The following is a 20727-nucleotide window of genomic DNA, read 5'->3' on the forward strand; positions in this document are numbered from 1 at the left end:
GGTGACGATCCAAAGGAAATAACGAAATAACCCACGGCGGGACGTCCTGCCGCGGAGACTGCACGCGGGACGACCCGCAAGGAAACACGATATGTTCGACAAGGTACTCATTGCCAACCGCGGCGCTATCGCCTGCCGCATCATCCGCACCCTGCGTGCTATGGGGGTGAAGTCGGTCGCCGTCTACTCCGAGGCGGATCGCCATTCGCTGCACGTGCGGCTCGCCGACGAGGCAGTCGAGATCGGTCCGGCGCCGGCGGCGCAGAGTTACCTGCGCGCCGAGAAGATTCTGGAAGCGGCGCAGGCCACCGGCGCCCAGGCGATCCACCCCGGTTACGGCTTTCTCTCCGAGAACCCCGGCTTCGCCGAGGACTGCGCCGCCGCCGGTATCGCCTTCATTGGTCCCAGCCCCGACCAGATGCGCGCCTTTGGCCTCAAGCACACCGCACGCGATCTGGCCGAGCACAACAAGGTGCCGCTGCTGCCGGGTTCCGGTTTGCTCTCCGACGCCGGCCACGCCCAGGCCGAAGCCGCGCGCATCGTCTACCCGGTGATGTTGAAGAGCACCGCCGGCGGCGGCGGCATCGGCATGCGCCTGATCTGGAGCGCGGACGAGCTGGTCGAGGCCTTCCAGTCGGTCGAACGGCTGGCGCGCGCCAACTTCAAGGAGGCCGGCATCTTCCTGGAAAAGTACGTCGAGCACGCGCGCCACATCGAGGTGCAGATTTTCGGCGATGGCCGCGGCCATGTCGTCGCGCTCGGCGAACGCGACTGTTCGGTACAGCGGCGCAATCAGAAGGTGATCGAAGAAACGCCCGCGCCCGGTCTCACCGACGCGCAGCGCAGCAATCTGCTCGCCACCGCCGTGCGTCTCGGCGAAGCGGTCGGCTACCGTTCTGCCGGCACGGTCGAATTCGTCTACGACACCCTGAGCGGCGAGTTCTATTTTCTTGAAGTGAACACGCGCTTGCAGGTCGAGCACGGCGTCACCGAGGAAGTCACCGGCGTCGATCTGGTCGAGTGGATGGTGCGTGAAGCCGCTGGCGAGCTTGATCTCGCCGGCTTCAGAGCCGATCCGCAGGGTGCATCGATGCAGGTGCGCCTCTATGCAGAAGACCCGGGCAAGGACTTCCAGCCCGCCGCCGGCGTGCTGACCGAGGTGGTGTTCGCTGCCGATGCGCGCGTTGAAACCTGGGTCGAACGCGGCTCCGACGTGCCGCCGTTCTATGACCCCATGGTCGCCAAAATCATCGTCAAGGGCGTCGATCGTGCCGACGCTCTGGTGAAGATGCAAAGCGTGCTCGCGCAAACCCGTGTCGCCGGCATCGAGACCAACCTCGGCTACCTCGCCCAGATCGTGCGCGACGCGGTATTCATGGAAGGGCGCCAGACCACGCGCTACCTCAACGCCTTCCACTATCGCCCGGCAACGATCGACGTCATCGAACCGGGCGTGCAGAGCAGCATTCAGGACTGGCCGGGCCGTACCGGCTACTGGGACGTCGGCGTGCCGCCGTCGGGCCCGATGGATGCGCTGGCTTTGCGCCTCGCCAACAAGCTGGCCGGCAATGCCGAAGGCGCGGCCGCGCTCGAACTCACAGTCGCTGGCCCTACGTTGCGTTTCAACTGCGATTCAGTGATCGCACTGGCCGGCGCCGACATGGGCGCCGAGCTCGATGGTGTTGCGATTGCCAACTGGGCCGCACATGCGGTCAAGGCCGGTAGCATGCTCAAGCTTGGCGCGATCAAGGACACCGGCTGCCGTGCTTACCTCGCGGTGCGCGGCAGCTTCGACGTGCCGGATTACCTCGGCAGCAAGTCCACCTTTACGCTCGGCCAGTTTGGCGGCCACGCCGGGCGCACCCTGCGGGTCGCCGACGTGCTGCATCTCCACCCGGCCGTACCCCCCTTTGAAAAAGGGGGAGCAGGTCAACAGTGCTCCGACATTCCGGCTTATACCCACGCCTGGGAAATCGGCGTGCTCTACGGCCCGCACGGCGCGCCGGATTTCTTTACCGACGCCGACATCGACATGTTCTTCGCCACCGACTGGGAGGTGCATTACAACTCCAGCCGCACCGGGGTTCGGCTGATCGGCCCGCGCCCGCAGTGGGCGCGCAAGGACGGCGGCGAAGCTGGCCTGCATCCTTCGAACATCCACGACAACGCCTACGCCATCGGCGCGGTCGACTTCACCGGCGACATGCCGGTGATCCTCGGGCCCGATGGCCCCAGCCTCGGCGGTTTCGTCTGCCCGGCCACCATCGTGCAGGCCGAGCTGTGGAAGATGGGCCAGTTGCGTCCCGGCGACACCGTGCGCTTCAAGCGCTTGAACCAGGCGCAGGCCGAGCGCATGGAAGCGGCGCAGGACGCCGCCATCGCCAGCCTGGCTGTGCCGGCTGCTCAAGCGTTTACGGCGGACACCGGAGCGCTCGCCGATCCGGTCCTGCATCGCACGCCGGAAACCGATAATCCTGTCGCTGTGGTCTACCGCCGCGCCGGCGACAAGTACATGCTCATCGAATACGGCCCGCTGGTGCTCGACCTCAACCTGCGCTTCCGCGTGCACGCGCTGATGACGAAGCTGCTGGCCGATGCCGTGCCGGGCATCCTCGACCTCACCCCCGGCATCCGCTCGCTGCAGGTGCACTACGACTCGCGCGTGCTGCCGCTGGCGAAGCTGATGGACCTGCTGCTGGTGGCGGAAAAGGCGCTGCCCGCGATCGAGGACATGCAGGTGCCGACCCGCATCGTGCATATCCCGCTGTCGTGGGACGACGCCGCCACGCGTTTGGCGATCGAAAAGTACATGCAGTCGGTGCGCAAGGACGCGCCCTGGTGTCCGAGCAACATCGAGTTCATCCGCCGCATCAACGGGCTCGACAGCATTGAAGAGGTGAAGCGCATCGTCTTCGAGGCGAGCTACCTGGTGATGGGCCTGGGCGATGTCTATCTCGGCGCGCCGGTGGCGACGCCGGTCGATCCGCGCCATCGCATGGTCACCACCAAGTACAACCCCGCCCGCACCTGGACCCCGGAAAACGCCGTCGGCATCGGCGGCGCCTACATGTGCGTGTACGGCATGGAAGGCCCCGGCGGCTATCAGTTCGTCGGCCGCACCTTGCAGATGTGGAATCGCTGGCGCCAGACCCGCGACTTCACCGACGGCAAGCCGTGGCTGCTGCGCTTCTTTGATCAGGTGCGCTTCTTTCCGGTGAGCGAAGAAGAGCTATTGAAAATCCGCGAGGATTTCCCGCTCGGTCGTTATCAATTGAAGGTGGAAGAAACCACGTTCAGCCTGCGCGAATACAACCAGTTTCTCGCCGACAACAACGCATCCATCGTCGCCTTCAAGGCGCAGCAGCAGGCGTCGTTCGACGCCGAACGCGAACGCTGGCGCGCGAGCGGCCAGGCCGACTACGCCAGCGACCTGACGGTGGCCGAAGCCGCGCCCGACAGCGAACTCGACCTGCCGGAAAACGGCCGCGCCCTCGCCAGCCACGTCGCAGGCAATGTGTGGAAAGTGGAAGTGGAGGCCGGCGCTGTCGTCAAACAGGGCGACCCGCTGGTCATCGTCGAGTCGATGAAAATGGAATTCGCCGTGCTGGCGCCGTGCGACGGCCGCGTTCACCAGGTGTTCTGCCGCGAAGGCGGGCAGGTGAGCGCCGGGCAGGATTTGCTGGTGATCGTCACGGCGTGATGGCGGCCGGCCGCAATCCCGCTAACATAGACCGTGTTCACTACGTCCATGCAGACTGAGCTGCATGGACGCCGTATGCAGGAGAGCCCAGTGGCGGAAACCCGATTGAGTGCGAAGGATGTCTACACCCGCCTGCGGGAAATGATCCTCAATTTCGAGATCTATCCCGGCAGCCGGGTTACGGAAACGGAACTGGCCGAATATTTCGGTGTGAGCCGAACCCCCATCCGTAGCGCGCTGCAGCGGCTCGAAGCCGAAGGCTATCTGACCGTGCTGCCCAAGCAAGGGTGTTTCATCCGCAACCTCGATATCGACGACCTCAGCAAGTACTACCAGGTGCGGAAGACGCTGGAACAACTCTCCCTGCAACTGGCGAACACTTACATGAGCGATACCGCGCTGAGCGAACTCGCGGCGGCCTGGGACCCCGCGCGGCAGGTCGACCGCAGCGACGATCCCGAGGAAATGGAAGCGCGCGATGAAACCTTTCACCTCGCGCTGGCCGAGGGCGGTGGCAACCTGATCCTGCGCAACTATCTGGCCGATGTGAACCGCCATCTGCGCATCGTCCGGCGGCTCGGCTTCACGCGGTCGGAGCGCATCGACCAGACCTACGACGATCACTACCGGATCTGCCAGAGCCTGCTGCGCCGCGATCTTGCCGAAGCGCAGACGCTGATGCGCGACCACATCCAGCACGTCGAACAGTTCGTCAAAACCATCACCCTGACGCAACTGGCCATCAACAGGAACCACAGCTTTCCGGCGAAAAAAACCACCTAGCCTGCCGCGCTGTCGCGCACTCTTTTCGGGCGCCCCGCCCCCCATACGCACCATAAACCTGCCTGCTTGATGCACCCGCGCCCACACTGATGGTTGCCGGTCGTTTCCCGCGTGGATTTTCTATCTTGTTGTTATCGATGGATTAATTCTGAAATATGGCAGGGTTGATGGCCGCTTGAGCAGGCTGGCATGATGGATGCTTTGTTGTATACAACGATACGCGCAGTGCGTGATCGCAAACCAACTCAAGCAACCAGGAGAAACCATGCAACTCAGGCAATCCCCCCTTACCGCAACTCAACCCCGATCGCGACGCCATGCGCTTGCGCACGTACTGGCCTGTTCACTGCTGGCATCGGCGAGCGTCGCCAGCCAGGCAGCGGAATGGAGCACCACCAACGTCCAGTTGCTGTACGGGGACGGCTACGAGCTGAGCGACAACTCGATGGCCATCATGACGCTGGAACATGCCAACGGCTGGAAGTACGGCGACAACTTCTTCTTCGTCGACATCAACAACCCCGCAGCCGATGGAACCGGCTACTACGGGGAATTCTCACCCCGCCTCAGTCTCGGCAGGATCAGCGGTAAGGACATGTCGTTCGGCATCGTTAAGGATGTGCTGATCGCAGGGACGCTGGAAATGGGCGAAGACCTGAATGCGCAACTGCTTGGCGTCGGTTTTGCGTTGAACCTGCCGTCGTTCGCCTTCGCAGACCTCAATCTGTATTACCGCACCAGCCATCGCGACTGGTTGGCCGATCAGACCGACGGCGGCGCACAGGTCACGATTGACTGGCTGCTGCCATTCGAACTCGGCGGCCAGAAAATTGCTTTCGAAGGTTTTGCCGACTACGCATGGGGTGAAAAAGGCGGCAGCGCGCCCAAGGCCGACAACCTGATCACCGCTCCGCGCTTGCTGATCGACGTCGGCAATTGGGTGGGCGCGCCCGGCACCTTGCAGGTGGGGGTCGAATACCAGATCTGGCGCAATAAGTTCGGCGTCAAGGGTGTGGATGAAGACGTTGCCCAGGCAATGATCAAGTGGACGATGTAACGACAGGGATGAGGAACAGGGAAATGGACAAAAAAATGAGCAAGCAGCACGACACGCCCGTCAATCCGAAACGTCGCACGACGCTCAAGGGACTGGCAGGACTGGGACTCGGCATCTTCGCCGGTGGATTCGGCATCCGCGAAGCCTCTGCCGCCATCAAGAAGGTGACCATGGGTTTCCTCTACGTCGGTCCGCGCGACGACTACGGCTACAACCAGGCGCATTTCGAAGGCAAGTCGGCCATCGCCAAACAGTCGTGGGTCAAGGCGGTCGACCAGGAAAACGTGCCGGAAACCATCGCAGTGCAGAAGGCGATGGAAAGCATGATCAACCTGGATGGCGCGCAGGTGATTTTTCCCACCTCGTTCGGTTACTTCGATCCGCACATCCTGAAAATCGCGCCCAAGTATCCCGACGTCATGTTCCTGCATTGCGGCGGCCTTTACGATGCCAGCAAGCATCCGAAGAACGTCGGCAGCTACTTCGGCTACATCGACGAGGCGGTGTACGTGTCGGGCATCGTCGCCGGCCACGCGAGCAAGACCGGCAAGCTGGGCTACATCGCGGCCATTCCGATTCCCCAGGTGCTGCGCAACATCAACAACTTCACCATGGCGGCCCGCAGCGTGAATCCCAAGATCACGGTGCAGGTGGTATTCACCGGCGGCTGGTCGAATCCGGTGAAGGAAGCCGAATCCGCCAACAGCCTGATCGACCAGGGGGTGGATGTGCTGACCTGTCACGTCGACAGCCCCAAAGTGGTGGTCGAGACCGCCGAGAAGCGCGGCGTCTATTCGTGCGGCTATCACGCCGACCAGTCGAAGCTGGCGCCCAAGGGATTCCTCACCGGGGCGGAATGGAACTGGAGCAAGGTCTATCTCGACTATGCCACCCTGATTTCCAAGGGCACCAAAATCCCCAACCTGGTGCGCGGCGGTTTCAAGGAAGGCCTGGTTAAGAGTTCGCCCTATGGCAAGGTGGTCAGCGCCAAGGCGCGCGCCCATGCCGACAAGGTGCGCGCCCAGTTCATGAAGGGCGATTTCGTGGTTTACAAGGGCCCGATCAAGGACAACACCGGCAAGGTTGTGATCGCCAGGGGCAAGGAATACGGTCAGACCGACATCTGGCTGGAAAGCATGGACTGGCTGGTTGAAGGCGTGGTCGGACGCACCAAGGGCTAGCCATGTTGCCGTTCGCCCCCTTCCTGATCCCGCTGGTGGCGATTGCGCTGTCGCTGGTGCTGTTCGGCGGCTTTGTCGGCCTCGCCGGCGCCGATGTGCAGGCGGTCTACCAGTCCATCTACCGGGGCGCGTTCGGCACCTGGTTTTCCTGGCAGAACACCCTCACCAGCGCGGCGCCGCTGATGCTGACCGCCTTGTGCACGGCCTTGCCGGCGCGCCTTGGTCTGATCGTGATCGGCGGCGAGGGCGCGGTGGTGGTGGGCGGGCTGGCCGCAGCGCTGACCGGCCTGGTGCTGGTCGACGCCAACCCGTGGGTCGCGCTGGCCGGCATGGCGCTGGCGGCGATGCTGACGGGCGGACTGCTGATCGGTCTGGTGGGCTGGCTGCGGCATGGCCGCAACGTCAACGAGACCATCAGTTCGCTGCTGTTCAACTACATCAGCATCGCCATCCTGAGTTTTTTGGTGATCGGCCCGCTGCGCGATCCCGAAACGCTCAACAAGCCGTCCACCCATCACATCGGCGACACCCACATGCTGGGCGCGTTGGGCGACACCTCGATCCACTGGGGCTTCGGCTACGGGCTGATCGTCTGCCTGCTGCTGTGGGTGCTCTACAAACGCACGGTGTTCGGCTTCGCGGTCGACATGGTGGGCGGCAACGTGCGCGCGGCATTGCTGTCCGGTCTTCCGGTCGGGCGCATCGTGTTTCTGGTGTGCATGATGGGCGGCGCCGCCGCCGGACTCGCCGGCATGGTGGAGGTGGCGGCGGTACACGGCCGCGCCAACACTTCGCTCAACGCCGGCTACGGCTACGAAGGCATTCTCATCGCCTTTGCCGCGCGCCATCACCCGCTGGCCATCATTCCCATGGCCATCCTGTTCGGCGGCATTCGCGCGTCGAGCGGACTGATGCAGCGCGACCACGACTTGCCGGATGCGACCAGCCTGGTGCTGCAGGGCATCATTTTCATCCTCATCCTCGCCAGCGAAGCGGTGTTTGCCCGGCTGGCCAAGCGGCAAGGGAGCGCAGCATGAGCGGCGACACGATCGACTGGATTACCGTGCTGATCGCGGTGTTTGGCGGCGCGATCCGGGTAGGCACCCCCTTCCTGTTCGTCAGCCTCGGCGAGTGCCTGACCGAGAAAAGCGGCCGCATCAACCTCGGCCTCGAAGGCAACCTGATCATGGGCGCGATGGCCGGCTACGGCGTCGCCTGGATCAGCGGTTCGCCCTGGCTCGGCGTGCTGGCGGCCGGCGCCACCGGCGTGCTGCTGGGCTTTGTGCATGCGTTGTTGTGCCAGCAGCCGCGGGTCAACGACATCGCCGTCGGCATCGCCCTGATGATCCTCGGCACCGGGCTGGCCTTCTTCCTCGGCAAGCCGCTGATCCAGCCGAGCGCGCCGCACCTGCCGGCGCTGCATCTTGGCGACTGGAGCGATAACCCGGCCTTGCGCGCGGCGCTGGAGATCAACGTGCTGTTCATTGTCGGGGTGATCCTGGCGCCGGCCATGGCCTGGTTCTTCCGCAGCACGCGCTGGGGACTGGCGATCCGCACGGTGGGCGAGAGCGACGATGCGGCGCGCGCGATGGGGCTGCACGTCAACGGCGTGCGCATGCTCGCCACCATGGCCGGCGGTTTTCTGGCCGGCGTTGGCGGGGCGTTTCTGTCCCTGTATTACCCGGGCGGCTGGAGCGAAGGCCTGTCCAGCGGGCAGGGCCTGATGGCGGTGGCGCTGGTGATTTTCGCGCGCTGGGATCCGGTGCGCTGCCTGTATGCCTCGCTGCTGTTCGGCGGCGCCGGCGCGCTCGGGCCGTCGCTGCAATCGGTGGGCGTGACCTGGGGCTACTACCTGTTCAATGCCGCCCCCTACGTGTTGACCCTGGCGTTGATGATCGCCGCCTCGTCGACCAGGGTGCGTTCCGGCATGCCCGGCTCGCTGGCGGCCCGCTAACAAATCCAATGGAGAAACATTCATGAGCATGACCGTTGCAGCCGATCCCTATCCCTGGCCGTTCGATGGCGACCTTCGGATGGACAACACTGCTTTGATCATCATCGACATGCAGACTGACTTTTGCGGCCACGGCGGCTACGTCGACCGCATGGGCTACGACCTGAGCCTGACCCGCGCGCCGATCGAACCGATCGCCCGCGTGCTGGCGATGGCCCGGCAGCAGGGCATGATGGTGATCCACACCCGCGAAGGCCATCGCCCCGATCTCACCGATCTGCCCGCCAACAAGCGCTGGCGCAGCCAGCGCATCGGCGCCGGGATCGGCGATCCGGGACCGTGCGGCAAGGTGCTGGTGCGCGGCGAGCCGGGCTGGGAAATCATCCCGGAACTCGCGCCGCAGCCCGGCGAGCCCATCATCGACAAACCCGGCAAGGGCTCGTTTTATGCCACCGACCTCGAACTGCTGCTGCACAAGGCCGGCATCCGCAACCTGATCCTGACCGGCATCACCACCGACGTCTGCGTGCATACCACCATGCGCAACGCCAACGACATGGGTTTCGAATGCCTACTGCTGGCGGATTGCTGCGGCGCCACCGATCAGGTCAACCATCTGGCGGCGCTGAAGATGGTGAAAATGCAGGGCGGCGTGTTCGGCGCGGTCGCCACGTCCGCGCAATTGCTCGAGACCTTCGCATGAGTACCCCGCACGCCCTGGCGCTGCAAGCCATCAATGTCAGCAAGCGCTTCGGCGCCCTGCAGGCGCTGGACCAGGTTTCGCTGAAGCTGCGGCAGGGCAGCATCCATGCCTTGCTGGGCGAAAACGGCGCCGGCAAGAGCACGCTGGTGAAATGCATCGTCGGCTTTTACACGCCCGACGACGGCGAGGTGTTGCTGGGCGAGCGTCAACAGGCCATCGGCAATCCACGCGATGCGCACGAGCTCGGCATCGGCATGGTCTACCAGCACTTCACCCTGATTCCAAACATGAGTGTGCTGGAAAATCTGGTGCTGGCGCGGCCGCACCTGCCCGCGGTGATCGACTGGAAAAAGGAACGCCAGGCGATTGCCGAACGCATGCAGAGCATGCCCTTCCAGCTGCCGCTCGACGCCTCGGTAAACCATCTGGCCGCAGGCGAAAAGCAGAAACTGGAAATCGTCAAACAGCTGCTGCTCGGCGTGAAGGTGCTGATCCTCGACGAACCCACCTCGGTGCTGACGCCGGACGAGGCCGACGAAGTGCTGGGGCGCATCCGCGAGATGACGCGCGCGGCCGGACTCAGCGTGCTGATCATCACCCACAAGTTCCGCGAGGTGATGACTTACGCCGACGACGTCACAGTGCTGCGCCGCGGCAAATTCGCCGGTTCGGCCGAGGTCGCCGGCGTCGACATCCGGCAGCTGGCGGAAATGATGGTGGGCAGCGAGTTTTCCCAGACTGCGCTGGCCCGCGCGGCGGTGGCGGAGCAGCCGCTGAAGCTCGGCATCGACGCGCTCAGCGTGGCGGACGACAGCGGCATGTCCGCGGTGCACGCGCTGTCGTTGCAGGTGAAGGCGGGCGAGATCGTCGGCATCGCCGGCGTTTCCGGCAACGGCCAGCGCGAGCTGGTGGAGGCGCTGGCCGGCCAGCGGCCGCCGAGCGGCGGCACGATCCGCGTCATGGGCGAGACCTACAGTGGGCGTCGCCGCGAACTGCTGCGCCACGGCTTCCACTGCCTGCCCGAGGAGCCGCTGCGCAACGCCAGCGTGCCGCGCATGAGCGTGGCGGAGAACCTCGCCTTTCGCCACTACGACCAGCGGCCTTTCAGCCTGTACGGCTTGCTGCGCCGCAGTCGCATGGCCGCCGCCGCGGTGCAGGCCATTGCCGATTTCAAGGTGCGCCCGCCGCTGCCCAATGCGCCCATCGGCGACCTTTCGGGCGGCAACGTGCAGCGCGCCATCCTGGCTCGCGAACTGGGCGAACAGCCCAATGTGCTGGTGGTGGCCAACCCCTGCTTCGGCCTCGATTTCACCGCCGTGACCGAAATTCACGCCCGCATCATGGCGGCGCGCAACGCCGGTGCGGCCGTGCTGCTGGTGAGCGAGGACCTCGACGAAATTCTCGAACTGGCCGACCGCATTCATGTCATGTCCGGCGGACGGCTGGTCTACGAGACCACACCCGCCGCGGCCGACCCCATTGTGATGGGCCGCCACATGGCGGGCCACGGAGAAACCGCTCATGCAGATTGACGCCCGCCCCTATGCCTACGCCCTGCCCGAGCGGCCACCGGCATTGGTCATCATCGACATGCAACGGGATTTTGTGGAACCCGGCGGCTTCGGCGACGCCCTCGGCAACGACGTCGGCCGGCTGCAGGCCTGCGTGCCGGTGATCGCCCGCTTGCTGGCGACCGCGCGGCGTCTGGGTATGCCGGTGATCCACACGCGCGAGGCGCACCGGCCGGATTTGTCCGACTGTCCGTCGTCGAAGCGGCTGCGCGGCGACTGCCGGCTCAGGATCGGCGATGCGGGTCCGATGGGGCGGCTGCTGGTGGATGGCGAGCCGGGCAATGCCATCATCGAGGCGCTGGCGCCGGCGCCGGGCGAGGTCGAACTGGTGAAGCCGGGCAAAGGCGCGTTCTACGCCACGCCATTGCAGGAAATCCTGCAGCAGCTTGGCGTGAGCCACCTGCTGTTTACTGGCGTCACCACCGAGGTGTGCGTGCAGACCACGATGCGCGAGGCCAACGACCGCGGCTACAGCTGCCTGCTGGTCGAGGACGGCACCGAGAGTTATTTTCCCGAATTCAAACAGGCCACGCTGGACATGATCACCGCACAGGGCGGCATCGTCGGCTGGACGGCAACCTGCGCGGCCGTGTGCACCGGACTGGAACGGGCGTATGGCTGAGCGCGCGCCCCGACTGGTACTGAAAGATCTGGCATCCATTCCCCTGCGGCTCGGCGAGTTCGCCTGGGAGTCCCTCGGTCCCGGCGTGGAACTCAGCCGTCTCTATCAGGATGCGGCGGGCAATACCAAGCTCGCCCTGCTGCGCTACGCGCCCGGCGCGACCGTGCCCGAGCACCTGCACACCGGCATGGAATACATCCAGATCCTGGCCGGTTCCCAGCAGGACGAACGCGGGGTATACCGCGCCGGCACCCTGCTGGTGAGCATACCCGGCACGCGCCACAGCATCGCCAGTCCCGAAGGCTGCATCGCACTGGCAATGTGGGAAGCGCCCGTGCATTTTGTGTAGAGTGGAGCGTTTTCAATACCCGCGGGTGGCCGGCCTGCCGCAGGCCGGCGCCCACCCAGACCGACCGACATGATCCCCAATCTGAATATCGCCACGCTCCGTCGCCGCTATCAATCCGGCGACCTCACTCCGCTTGCCCTGGTGGACGACCTGCTTGCCCGCATGGCTGGCGAGGACACGCATGCCATCTGGATCAGCCGCCTCGACGCCGAGACCCTGCGCGACTACGCCCGCAAGCTCGAAGGCAAGGACCCGGCGAGCCTGCCGCTGTACGGCATTCCCTTCGCCATCAAGGACAACATCGACCTCGCCGGCCTACCGACCACCGCCGCCTGCCCCGAATTCGCCTACACGCCCGAACGCAGCGCGACGGTCGTGCAGCGCCTCATCGATGCCGGCGCCATTCCAGTTGGGAAAGCCAACCTCGACCAGTTCGCCACCGGATTGAACGGCACCCGCTCGCCCTACGGCGCCTGCCGCAACGCCTTCAACCCCGACTACATTTCCGGAGGCTCCAGTTCCGGCTCGGCAGTTGCGGTCGCGCTCGGCCTCGCGAGCTTTTCGCTTGGCACCGACACCGCCGGCTCCGGCCGTGTGCCGGCCGCGTTCAACCATCTGGTCGGCCACAAGCCGAGCTGCGGTGCGCTTTCCACGCGCGGCGTGGTGCCCGCCTGTCATTCGCTCGACGCCGTGTCGATCTTTGCGCTGACCGCCGAGGACGCCGAGCGCGTGCTGGCGGTGGCCGCCGGCTTCGATGCCGAGGATGAATATTCAAGGCCGCTGGCGCCGCACGGCTTCGACTTCGGCCGCGCCGCGCATTTCAGATTCGGCGTGCCGAAGCAACAGGATCTGGCGTTCTTCGGCAACGCCGAGGCCGAGCGCCTGTTCGATGAAGCCGTGGCACGCATGCAGGCGCTCGGCGGCACGCCGGTCGAAATCGACTTCGCACCGTTTCTGCAGACCGCGCGCCTGCTGTACGGCGGCCCCTGGGTGGCCGAGCGCTACCTCGCCATCCGCGACTTCTTCGACGCGCAGTCCGACAAGGTCTTTCCGCCGGTGCGCGACATCATCGCCGGCGGTCGCGCCATCAGCGCCGCCGACACCTTCGCCCACCTCTACAAACTGCGTGCGTTCAAGCGCACCTGCGATGCGGTGTGGAACGACATCGACGTGCTGCTCACCCCCACCGCCGGCACGATCTATCGCATCGAAGACATGCAGGCCGACCCCATCCGCCTCAATTCCAATCTCGGTTACTACACCAACTTCATGAACCTGCTCGACCTCGCCGCCACCGCCGTGCCGGCCGGGTTCCAGCACGACGGCCTGCCGTTCGGCGTCACCCTGATCGCGCCGCCGCATCAGGACGGCCCGCTGCTGCATCTGGCTTCCAGAATGCAGCAGGCGCTCGGCGGCAAAACGGGCGCCACCGCGCACCCGCTGCCTGCTGCCGAAGCCCTGAACCTGCTGGCGAGCGGCCAGGTGCGCGTCGCCGTCGTCGGCGCCCACCTTTCCGGCCTGCCGCTCAACCCCCAGCTCACCGAACGCCGTGCGCGCAGGATTGCCACGACGCAGACCGCGCCGAAATACCGCCTCTACGCCCTGCCCGACGGCAAGCGCCCCGGCCTGATCAAAGTGGAAAGCGGTGGCGCCGCCATCGCCTGCGAAGTCTGGGAAATGCCCGCCGCCGCCTTCGGCACCTTCGTCGCCGGCATCGCCGCGCCGCTCGGCATCGGCACGCTGGAACTGGCCGATGGCACCACCGTGAACGGCTTTATCTGCGAAGGCCTCGGCGTGGCCGGCGCGCAGGACATTACGGAATTCGGGGGGTGGCGGGCGTGGTTGGCGTCACGGGATGTATGACAGCGAACGACCCAAAGCGGGAGATAACCGGTGCTGCGCGGCTCTATCGCCCAGCGACCGAAGGGAGCGAGGTTGAGCGCCGGGTTGGAAATTATTTGCGAAGCAACCCACGTTCTGAAACCGCCTTCTCGACATTTGGCAGCCACACTCGAACGTCTTTGATAAGTCCTTCGAGAAACCCAGCTTCAATTTCGATGCTGTCGCCGAGAAAGTTGAGGTTTGATACTTTGATTCCCGGGAGAGCTATTAAGGCTTGGCGTAACTCGGGCTGATATTGATAAGACGCAAGCAGACCCGCCGCATGGACGATGCAGTTACGAACCTGACTTAGTGTTTCGAGAAGCACAATCTTCTGCTCGAGGCCGAGTGCCGCTTCCCTGCTCAACACCGATAGCACGTGAGCAGCCTCGTTCTTCTTCTTTGGCTTCGTTGGGAACTCGAAAGCCGATTGTCTCTTTAATGCCAGCACGACCCACTCGACAGTTGTAATCAGCGCGATAAGCCCAGCATACCGAACGCGCTGCGTAAGGCTGACGTCAAATCGATATTCCACACCTTCAAGTATCTGGTCTCGGTACTGTGCTTCCAGTCTGGGGTCATCAAATTCGGTGTCGTTGCATTTTTGCTCCGCACGCCGAAGCTCTCGATGCTTCTGCCATCCAATGTTGCTTTCTGAAAACTCGATGAAGTCATCCACGTCTCCAAGCATCGTCAAGGTATCGATACCAAAGAAAGTTTGGTCGAGAAACGTATTGAGGTCGAGTTTGGCGCTCATGGGCGGCGGCACGTCAAAATACAGGGCATCAGCATACACCGAGGTCGCCTGAACGGCAGCTCTATGGCGCTGTCGCCAAGGGCCGCTTCTGACCGAACCCAGAGAAAATATTTTCCCTAAGCGGACATTTGGGTGAATGCCCGCTTTCAGCCATTTTGCTTATCCGACCCCGATCCCGATCCGGTAGCCGATCAGGCTGACCGCTCCATATGCCCGGCTGAATCCACAGGCCAAAGCTACCGTTCTGCAGAAATCCGTGGTCTGATCCCCATTGTTCCGGGCGCGCGCTATGGTTGATCGTTGCATGTCACCGTACTTGCACTTATGTTTGTATATGTGAGGCTGCAGAACGACCCGATCACGCCGCTTATCATGGAGGGCAGGAGATGCCAGCCAACGACGCTGTAAAAAGTACGTCTGGAGTGGCGCTCCTGCCCCACGAGGTGGGGACGATTGTTGAGCACATGTTCAATGGCATGGCTTACGGCAAGATGCTGTTCGAGAATGGGCAGCCCAGCGATTTCATCTATCTCTATACCAATCCGGCCTTTGAAACGCTGACCGGCCTCTCGGGCGTGGTCGGCCGGCGCGTCAGCGACGTCATCCCGGGTATCCGCGAATCCGACCCTTTGTTGTTCGATATTTTTGGCCGTGTCGCCAGGGGCGGCAAACCGGAGAAATTCGAAATCCATGTCGAAGCACTCGGCGCATGGTTTTCGATCACGGTTTACAACCCCAAACTCGACCACTTCGTTGCCGTATTCGAGGCGATTACCGAGCGCAAGCTGGCGGAGCGGAATTTGCTGCGGGCCAACGAACGGCTGTCGCTGGCGCAACGTACGGCAGGTGCAGGGGTGTGGGACTGGGACATTCCGAATGGGACGCTCACCTGGTCGGATGAGCTCTTTCATCTGTTCGGACTGGATCCCGCCACCGCGATCGCCTCTTTCGATACGTGGCGAAGCGTGGTGCATCCGGAGGATAGGCAAAGAGCCGAAGACGTGATCTTGGCCTGCATCCGCGATCACGTGCCCCTCTTCAACGAATACCGAATCGTTTTGCCGACCGGGGAGGTGCGTTGGGTCGATGCGTTCGGCGACACCGCCTACGATACGGGCGGCAACGCACAGCGCATGACCGGCATCTGCATCGATACGACCGCGCGCAAGCAGGCCGAAGCGCAGATCGAATTTCTGGCCCATCACGACCATCTGACCCGGCTGCCGAACCGTTTCGTGGCGAAGGAACGGCTGAAAATGGCCATGGCCTATGCAGACCGCGCCAATGAATACGTCGCGCTGCTGTTTCTCGACCTCGACAGCTTCAAGGCGATCAACGACTCTCTCGGCCACAACATGGGCGACTTGCTGCTGGTCGAGGTGTCGCGACGCCTGCAAGCCTGTCTGCGGGAAACCGACACCGTCAGCCGGCAGGGCGGTGACGAGTTTTTGATCATCCTCACGCACATCCAGGATATCGACGCCGTGACGGGCAGCGCCGCCAAGATTGTCGACGCGCTGGCGGCTCCGTGCGAGATCGAGGGCCATGCCCTGGAGGTGACGGTATCGGTCGGGATCGCGATCTATCCCAGCGATGCGCAGGATACGGAAACGCTGATGCAGCAGGCCGACACCGCCATGTACCACGCCAAAGGCAGGGGTGGAAACGATTACACCTTCTTCAGCGAGCAGATGAACGTGGCCCGGGTCGCGGCCTTGGCCATCCGGGCTGAGTTGCGGCAGGCACTGGCTGGCGGGGAGTTCGCCTTGCACTACCAGCCGCAAATCGATCTTGTCAGCGGGCGTGTCCTCGGCGCCGAGGCATTGCTGCGCTGGCATTCGCCCAAGCGCGGTCTGGTGCTGCCGGACGAGTTCGTTTTTATCGCCGAAGACTGTGGGCTCATTGTGCCGATTGGCGACTGGGTCCTGCAGGAAGCCTGCCGCCAGGCGGCCCTCTGGCAGCAGGCCGGATTGCCCGAACTGACCATCGCCGTGAACCTGTCGGCAATGCAGTTCCGGCGCGGAAACCTGCAGCAGTCTGTCGTGCAGGCCCTGAGCGCCTCCGGGCTTGCACCCGCCCTGCTTGAACTGGAACTGACCGAGTCCATCCTGATCACGGAAGCCGAGGCTGCCCTGGAAACGGTCCGCAATCTCAGGAGCCTGGGTATCCGCTTTGCAATCGACGATTTCGGAACGGGCTATTCCAGCCTGGCCTATCTGAAGCGCTTTCCCATCGACAAGCTGAAAATTGCGCAAACCTTCGTCCAGGACATGGACACGAATCCGGAAGATGCCGCCATCGTCCATGCCATCATCCAGATGGCGCGTGCACTCGGCCTCAGAACAGTAGCCGAAGGCATTGAAACAGCGGACACGGTCGAGCATCTTCTGCTTCATCATTGCGATGAAGCGCAGGGGCGTTTCTTATCCAGTCCGCTTCCTGCAGATGCGTTCCGGCACTATGTGCTGGCCGCAATGCAACCGTCCGTTCCAAACAAGGTGCTGACCTGATATGGCCGGCCTTGCCTGCTGTGGTCCTGTAGCAAGCCGGCCACAGGGGCGCATCTTCGGGCTCAACGCGTCAACTCGATACCCCGAGTTCTGCGCACAGTTTTCCCACCACGGCTTTCAACGCCTCGACTTCAGCCTCCAGCCGCGCCACGTTGGCCTTGAGCGCGGCGAGTTCGCCGACGCTGACGTCGGCTGTAAATTCGCTTGATGGGCTGGCGAGGGCCGGTGCCTCGATGAGCGGCGCGCCGCTCAGCAGGTGCGCCCAGCGGTTTTCGCGTGCGCCGGGCTGGCGCGGCAGTTCGACCACCAGCGTGCCGTCCGGGCGATCGGCCAGTTCCTGCAGAAAGCCTTCGACCGCCGAGATGTCGGCGAAGCGGTGCAGGCGTTCACAATTGATGCGCAGCTCGCCGGCGGTCTGCGGGCCGCGCAGCATCAGCACGGTGAGCAGGGCAATGGATTGCGTAGGCAGTTGCAGGACTTTGCCCATGTTGTGGGCGTAGCGGGTGACGCGGCCGCCGCTGGATTCCATCACCAGCGCCGGGCCCTTGAGGCTGTCGATGGCGGCCTGCACTTCGGCTTCGCTGGCGTCGATCAGAGGCTGGCGGCTGGTCTTCTGGTTGCAGCCGGCGACCAAGGCATTGAGCGACAGCGGATAGGTGTCGGGCACGGTGTGCTGTTTTTCGCAGAGCACGCCGAGGACGCGGGTTTCGAGCAGGGACAGGACAGGCAGGCGGAGGGTGGTCATGACGGGGCTGCGTGATGTCGATGCGGGGATTATGCTCCTGCCATGGGGGGATGTTGAGCCGCCCGCCGGCCAGGCTTGAAACGGTGATTGAGGTGCCCCCATAAACAGGCTGTATGCAGAATGGCGGTCATTCTGATTCTGCTTGATGCACCGTGGATAAAGGCGCTCCGAGGTTTCACAAGGGCAGACCTGGTCTGCTACTTGCTAGTTTTCAGGCATTTCAACTTGATGCAAAACTGACCCGATGAGCAATGCCTCCACCCAGAAGAACGACATATTCCTGCCTTACATGCGCGATGTTGTCCGCAGCGAACAATCCCTGCGTGAACTGAACCTGATGTGGCGCATGATCGAGTCCTCGGCCAAGATGAATTATTTGGCCGAGACCAAATCAATCCTGCAAACCATGACGGCAACGCGGGCCGGATTCGACCAGCTGGAACACGAACTGGTTTCGAGCCTGGTGCACGAAAAATGTGCGAACGTACTGATGGAAATCGGCACCAAGGCGCACTACGTAATCGATATCGTGGTGCGCAATCTGTATGAGCGCACTGCTGATGTCGGCTTTCTCGCCACCGACCGTGATCTGTGTGAATTCGTCGCCGGTATACAGAACAATGCGGACGCCATTCATGCACGCCTGCTGGCCTATCGCAGCAAGTACACCGTTTACGACGAAATCATGCTGCTGGATCGAGACGGCAACGTATTGGTACAGATCGACGAGCATTCTGAAGTTGAGGGCAGCATTGACCCGCTGATCGGACAAACGCTGGCTTCGGGCAGCTATGTCGAAAGCTTCCGCGCGACTGACCTGCGCCCGGGCAAGGATAAGGCTCTGATCTATTCGCAGCGGATGCTGCATCCGCAAACCGGCAAGGTGGCCGGCATCCTTTGTCTCTGCTTCGATTTCGAGCAGGAAATGCAGGGCATTTTCAAATCACATCGCGATCCGGACGAGCGCTCGAACATGCTGCTGCTCGACAGCGATAACCGTGTCATTGCCAGTGCGGATGAGCTGTGGGTACCCGTTGGTTCGGTCGTTCCGGTGAACCGGAGCGGCAGCCCCCGCCTGATGATGTTCGGTGGCCGCAAATATCTGGTGCAGACTTTTGGCGCTGACGGCTATCAGGGTTACATGGGGCCTCCGGGTTGGCAGGGGCAGGTCATGGTTCCGGTCGAGGTTGCGTTTCTGGAAGGCGGCGACCGCTCCCTGCTGTCGCTCGATCCCGCAATCGTCGATGGTCTGTTGTCGCACGCGCAGACCTTTTCGCCGCCGCTCTACAAGATCATGCAGGCGGCCGAAACCATACAGCGCGTCGTGTGGAACGGACAGGTCATGACCGCCGGCAACATCGATAATCAGGTTCAGCTTAAATCGGTGCTGGAGCAGATCAGTGAAACAGGCAACCGCAGCAACGAACTGTTTTCGCAATCCATCAGCAACCTGTACGAAACGGTACTGAGTTCCAGTTTGCGCGGGGCGGAATTCATGACGCACCTGCTGGTCGACCTGCTCGACCGCAATTTGTACGAGCGCGCCAACGATTGCCGCTGGTGGGCGTTGACGCCGGCATTGCGCAACGCGCTGGCTGCGCCTGTGCGGACCGAGGCCATGCTCAAGAACATCACCGGCATCCTGGCCTACATCAACAGTCTGTATACCGTCTACACCCGGATTTTCGTGTATGACAAAAGCGGGCGGATCATCGCCAGCACCTGTCTGGCACAGAAGGGTGAGGACCGGGCCATTGTCGGCGCCACGGTCGAGCATGACACGCTGGCATCGGTGTTGTCGCTGGCGACCGAGCAGGATTACCACGTCAGTCCATTTGCTGCGACACCGCTGTACGACGGATTGCCGACCTATGTCTACCACGCCGCGATTCGCCATCCGGACAAGCCGAAAATGATCGTCGGCGGGATCGGCATCGTGTTCGACGCCGCGCCGGAATTTTCAGCCATGCTGAACGGCGGCTTGAATGGGAAATCTGGCACCACGGCATTCTTCATCGACCGCAGTGGCCGCATTATTGCCAGCACCGATCAGGCTCGTCCGGTGGGTGACCTGCTCGATATCGATCCGGAAATCCTGCACCAGAAAAACGGCTGCAGCACATCGACCATCACGGTCCACGACGGTCGCTATGCCAGCATGGGCTGCACCGTTTCCAACGGCTATCGTGAGTTCAAGGTCAGCGACGGCTATCAGGAAGACGTCATTGCCGTCGTGTTCGAATCCTTTGGCGAGGTGCGCGAACGCCGCGCATTGGGCAACCGGGCATCCACCGTCATCGAGCACAATTCACTGGAAAGCGGTGGCAGGCAATTCGCAACCTGCTTCATCGACGGCGATTTATATGCCATGCCGGCTGAGCGAGTTGTTGAAGCCCTGCCGGGCTCGGGTTTGCTGCCGGTTTCCATGGGGGGGGTTACCGGTCGAATTGGCATGCTTGCGCTCGTACACGAAGGCGAGGAGAAGACATTCATCTGGGTATTCGACCTGGGCTACATGGTGCGGGGACGACTGTCCGACATCACGCACACCAGCCAGGTTGTGGTGGTCAGGAACGGGCAGCAAAGCATCGGTTTGCTGGTCGATGAGCTGCATGGCGTCCCGGAATTCCGGGACGAGCAGATTAGGCCCAGCCCTTTCGCCCTGGAGACCGGAGACACGCTGGTGCCGTCGATCATCAAGGGCAATCGGGATGGGCTGCTGATACAGGTGCTCGATATCGACTACATCTATCGTGCGCTGGAAGGCGGTGAAATGCCGTGCATGCCGGAGGACGTGATGCAGGCGGCAGCGTAGGAGGGCTGCAGGACGATTAAGCGCACCGCGGGTACAGGGTTATCCGGACATGCACGTGCCGCGTCCGTCAGGGGCAGGCGCTCGGGGCGGACGGCCGAT

General features: G+C 63.2%; 15 protein-coding genes. 13 read left to right on the top strand and 2 right to left on the bottom strand.

What is annotated here, in order from left to right; translation table 11 throughout:
- The first annotated feature begins 91 nt into the window (after positions 1-91).
- The 11 genes from uca (at position 92) to atzF (ending at position 13783) form a co-directional block, all read left to right on the top strand.
- Positions 92-3700, top strand: coding sequence for an urea carboxylase (gene uca, locus IV098_RS01590; RefSeq protein WP_296885769.1), 3609 nt, complete (start codon positions 92-94; stop codon positions 3698-3700).
- A 75-nt stretch (positions 3701-3775) separates the two neighbouring features.
- Positions 3776-4483, top strand: coding sequence for a GntR family transcriptional regulator (locus tag IV098_RS01595; protein ID WP_296885771.1), 708 nt, complete (start codon positions 3776-3778; stop codon positions 4481-4483).
- Positions 4484-4748: 265 nt separating this feature from the next.
- Positions 4749-5540: a DUF5020 family protein gene (locus tag IV098_RS01600; protein ID WP_296885773.1), complete on the top strand. Its 792-nt coding sequence runs from the start codon at positions 4749-4751 to the stop codon at positions 5538-5540.
- A 23-nt stretch (positions 5541-5563) separates the two neighbouring features.
- A complete protein-coding gene (locus tag IV098_RS01605) occupies positions 5564-6721 on the top strand; it encodes a BMP family ABC transporter substrate-binding protein (protein WP_296885776.1) in 1158 nt (385 codons plus the stop codon).
- A gap of 2 nt (positions 6722-6723) precedes the next feature.
- Positions 6724-7758, top strand: coding sequence for an ABC transporter permease (locus IV098_RS01610; protein WP_296885778.1), 1035 nt, complete (start codon positions 6724-6726; stop codon positions 7756-7758).
- Positions 7755-8675, top strand: coding sequence for an ABC transporter permease (locus IV098_RS01615; RefSeq protein WP_296885780.1), 921 nt, complete (start codon positions 7755-7757; stop codon positions 8673-8675). Before IV098_RS01610 ends, IV098_RS01615 begins: the two co-directional genes overlap by 4 nt.
- 22 nt (positions 8676-8697) lie before the next feature.
- Positions 8698-9378, top strand: a complete 681-nt coding sequence (locus IV098_RS01620; RefSeq protein ID WP_296885782.1) for a cysteine hydrolase family protein — start codon at positions 8698-8700, stop codon at positions 9376-9378.
- The gene (locus tag IV098_RS01625; protein WP_296885784.1) at positions 9375-10910 is read left to right on the top strand and encodes an ABC transporter ATP-binding protein; all 1536 of its coding nucleotides are present in this window, start codon (positions 9375-9377) and stop codon (positions 10908-10910) included. Before IV098_RS01620 ends, IV098_RS01625 begins: the two co-directional genes overlap by 4 nt.
- Positions 10900-11571 (top strand): cysteine hydrolase family protein, encoded by a 672-nt coding sequence (locus IV098_RS01630; protein ID WP_296885786.1) that lies wholly within the window; start codon positions 10900-10902, stop codon positions 11569-11571. The genes IV098_RS01625 and IV098_RS01630 overlap by 11 nt, the downstream gene beginning before the upstream one ends.
- Positions 11564-11920, top strand: coding sequence for a cupin domain-containing protein (locus IV098_RS01635; protein ID WP_296885788.1), 357 nt, complete (start codon positions 11564-11566; stop codon positions 11918-11920). Before IV098_RS01630 ends, IV098_RS01635 begins: the two co-directional genes overlap by 8 nt.
- Positions 11921-11989: 69 nt before the next feature.
- Positions 11990-13783 (top strand): allophanate hydrolase, encoded by a 1794-nt coding sequence (gene atzF / locus IV098_RS01640; protein ID WP_296885790.1) that lies wholly within the window; start codon positions 11990-11992, stop codon positions 13781-13783.
- Between the two features lie 91 nt (positions 13784-13874).
- Here the strand turns inward: atzF and IV098_RS01645 are convergent, their stop codons facing one another.
- Complete coding sequence (locus tag IV098_RS01645) at positions 13875-14558, bottom strand: hypothetical protein (protein ID WP_296885792.1); 684 nt, start codon at positions 14556-14558, stop codon at positions 13875-13877.
- 422 nt (positions 14559-14980) lie between these two features.
- Here IV098_RS01645 and IV098_RS01650 point away from each other — a divergent pair, with 422 nt between their 5' ends.
- Positions 14981-17068: a GGDEF and EAL domain-containing protein gene (locus tag IV098_RS01650; RefSeq protein ID WP_296885794.1), complete on the top strand. Its 2088-nt coding sequence runs from the start codon at positions 14981-14983 to the stop codon at positions 17066-17068.
- A 70-nt stretch (positions 17069-17138) separates the two neighbouring features.
- Here IV098_RS01650 and IV098_RS01655 read toward each other — a convergent pair whose 3' ends face one another.
- Positions 17139-17813, bottom strand: a complete 675-nt coding sequence (locus tag IV098_RS01655; protein WP_296885796.1) for a YceH family protein — start codon at positions 17811-17813, stop codon at positions 17139-17141.
- 244 nt (positions 17814-18057) lie between these two features.
- Here IV098_RS01655 and IV098_RS01660 point away from each other — a divergent pair, with 244 nt between their 5' ends.
- Positions 18058-20628: a chemotaxis protein CheW gene (locus IV098_RS01660; RefSeq protein WP_296885798.1), complete on the top strand. Its 2571-nt coding sequence runs from the start codon at positions 18058-18060 to the stop codon at positions 20626-20628.
- Positions 20629-20727 lie beyond the last annotated feature (99 nt).

The sequence above is a fragment of the Thiobacillus sp. genome (assembly GCF_018780105.1).
In the GTDB taxonomy this organism is placed as follows: domain Bacteria; phylum Pseudomonadota; class Gammaproteobacteria; order Burkholderiales; family Thiobacillaceae; genus Thiobacillus.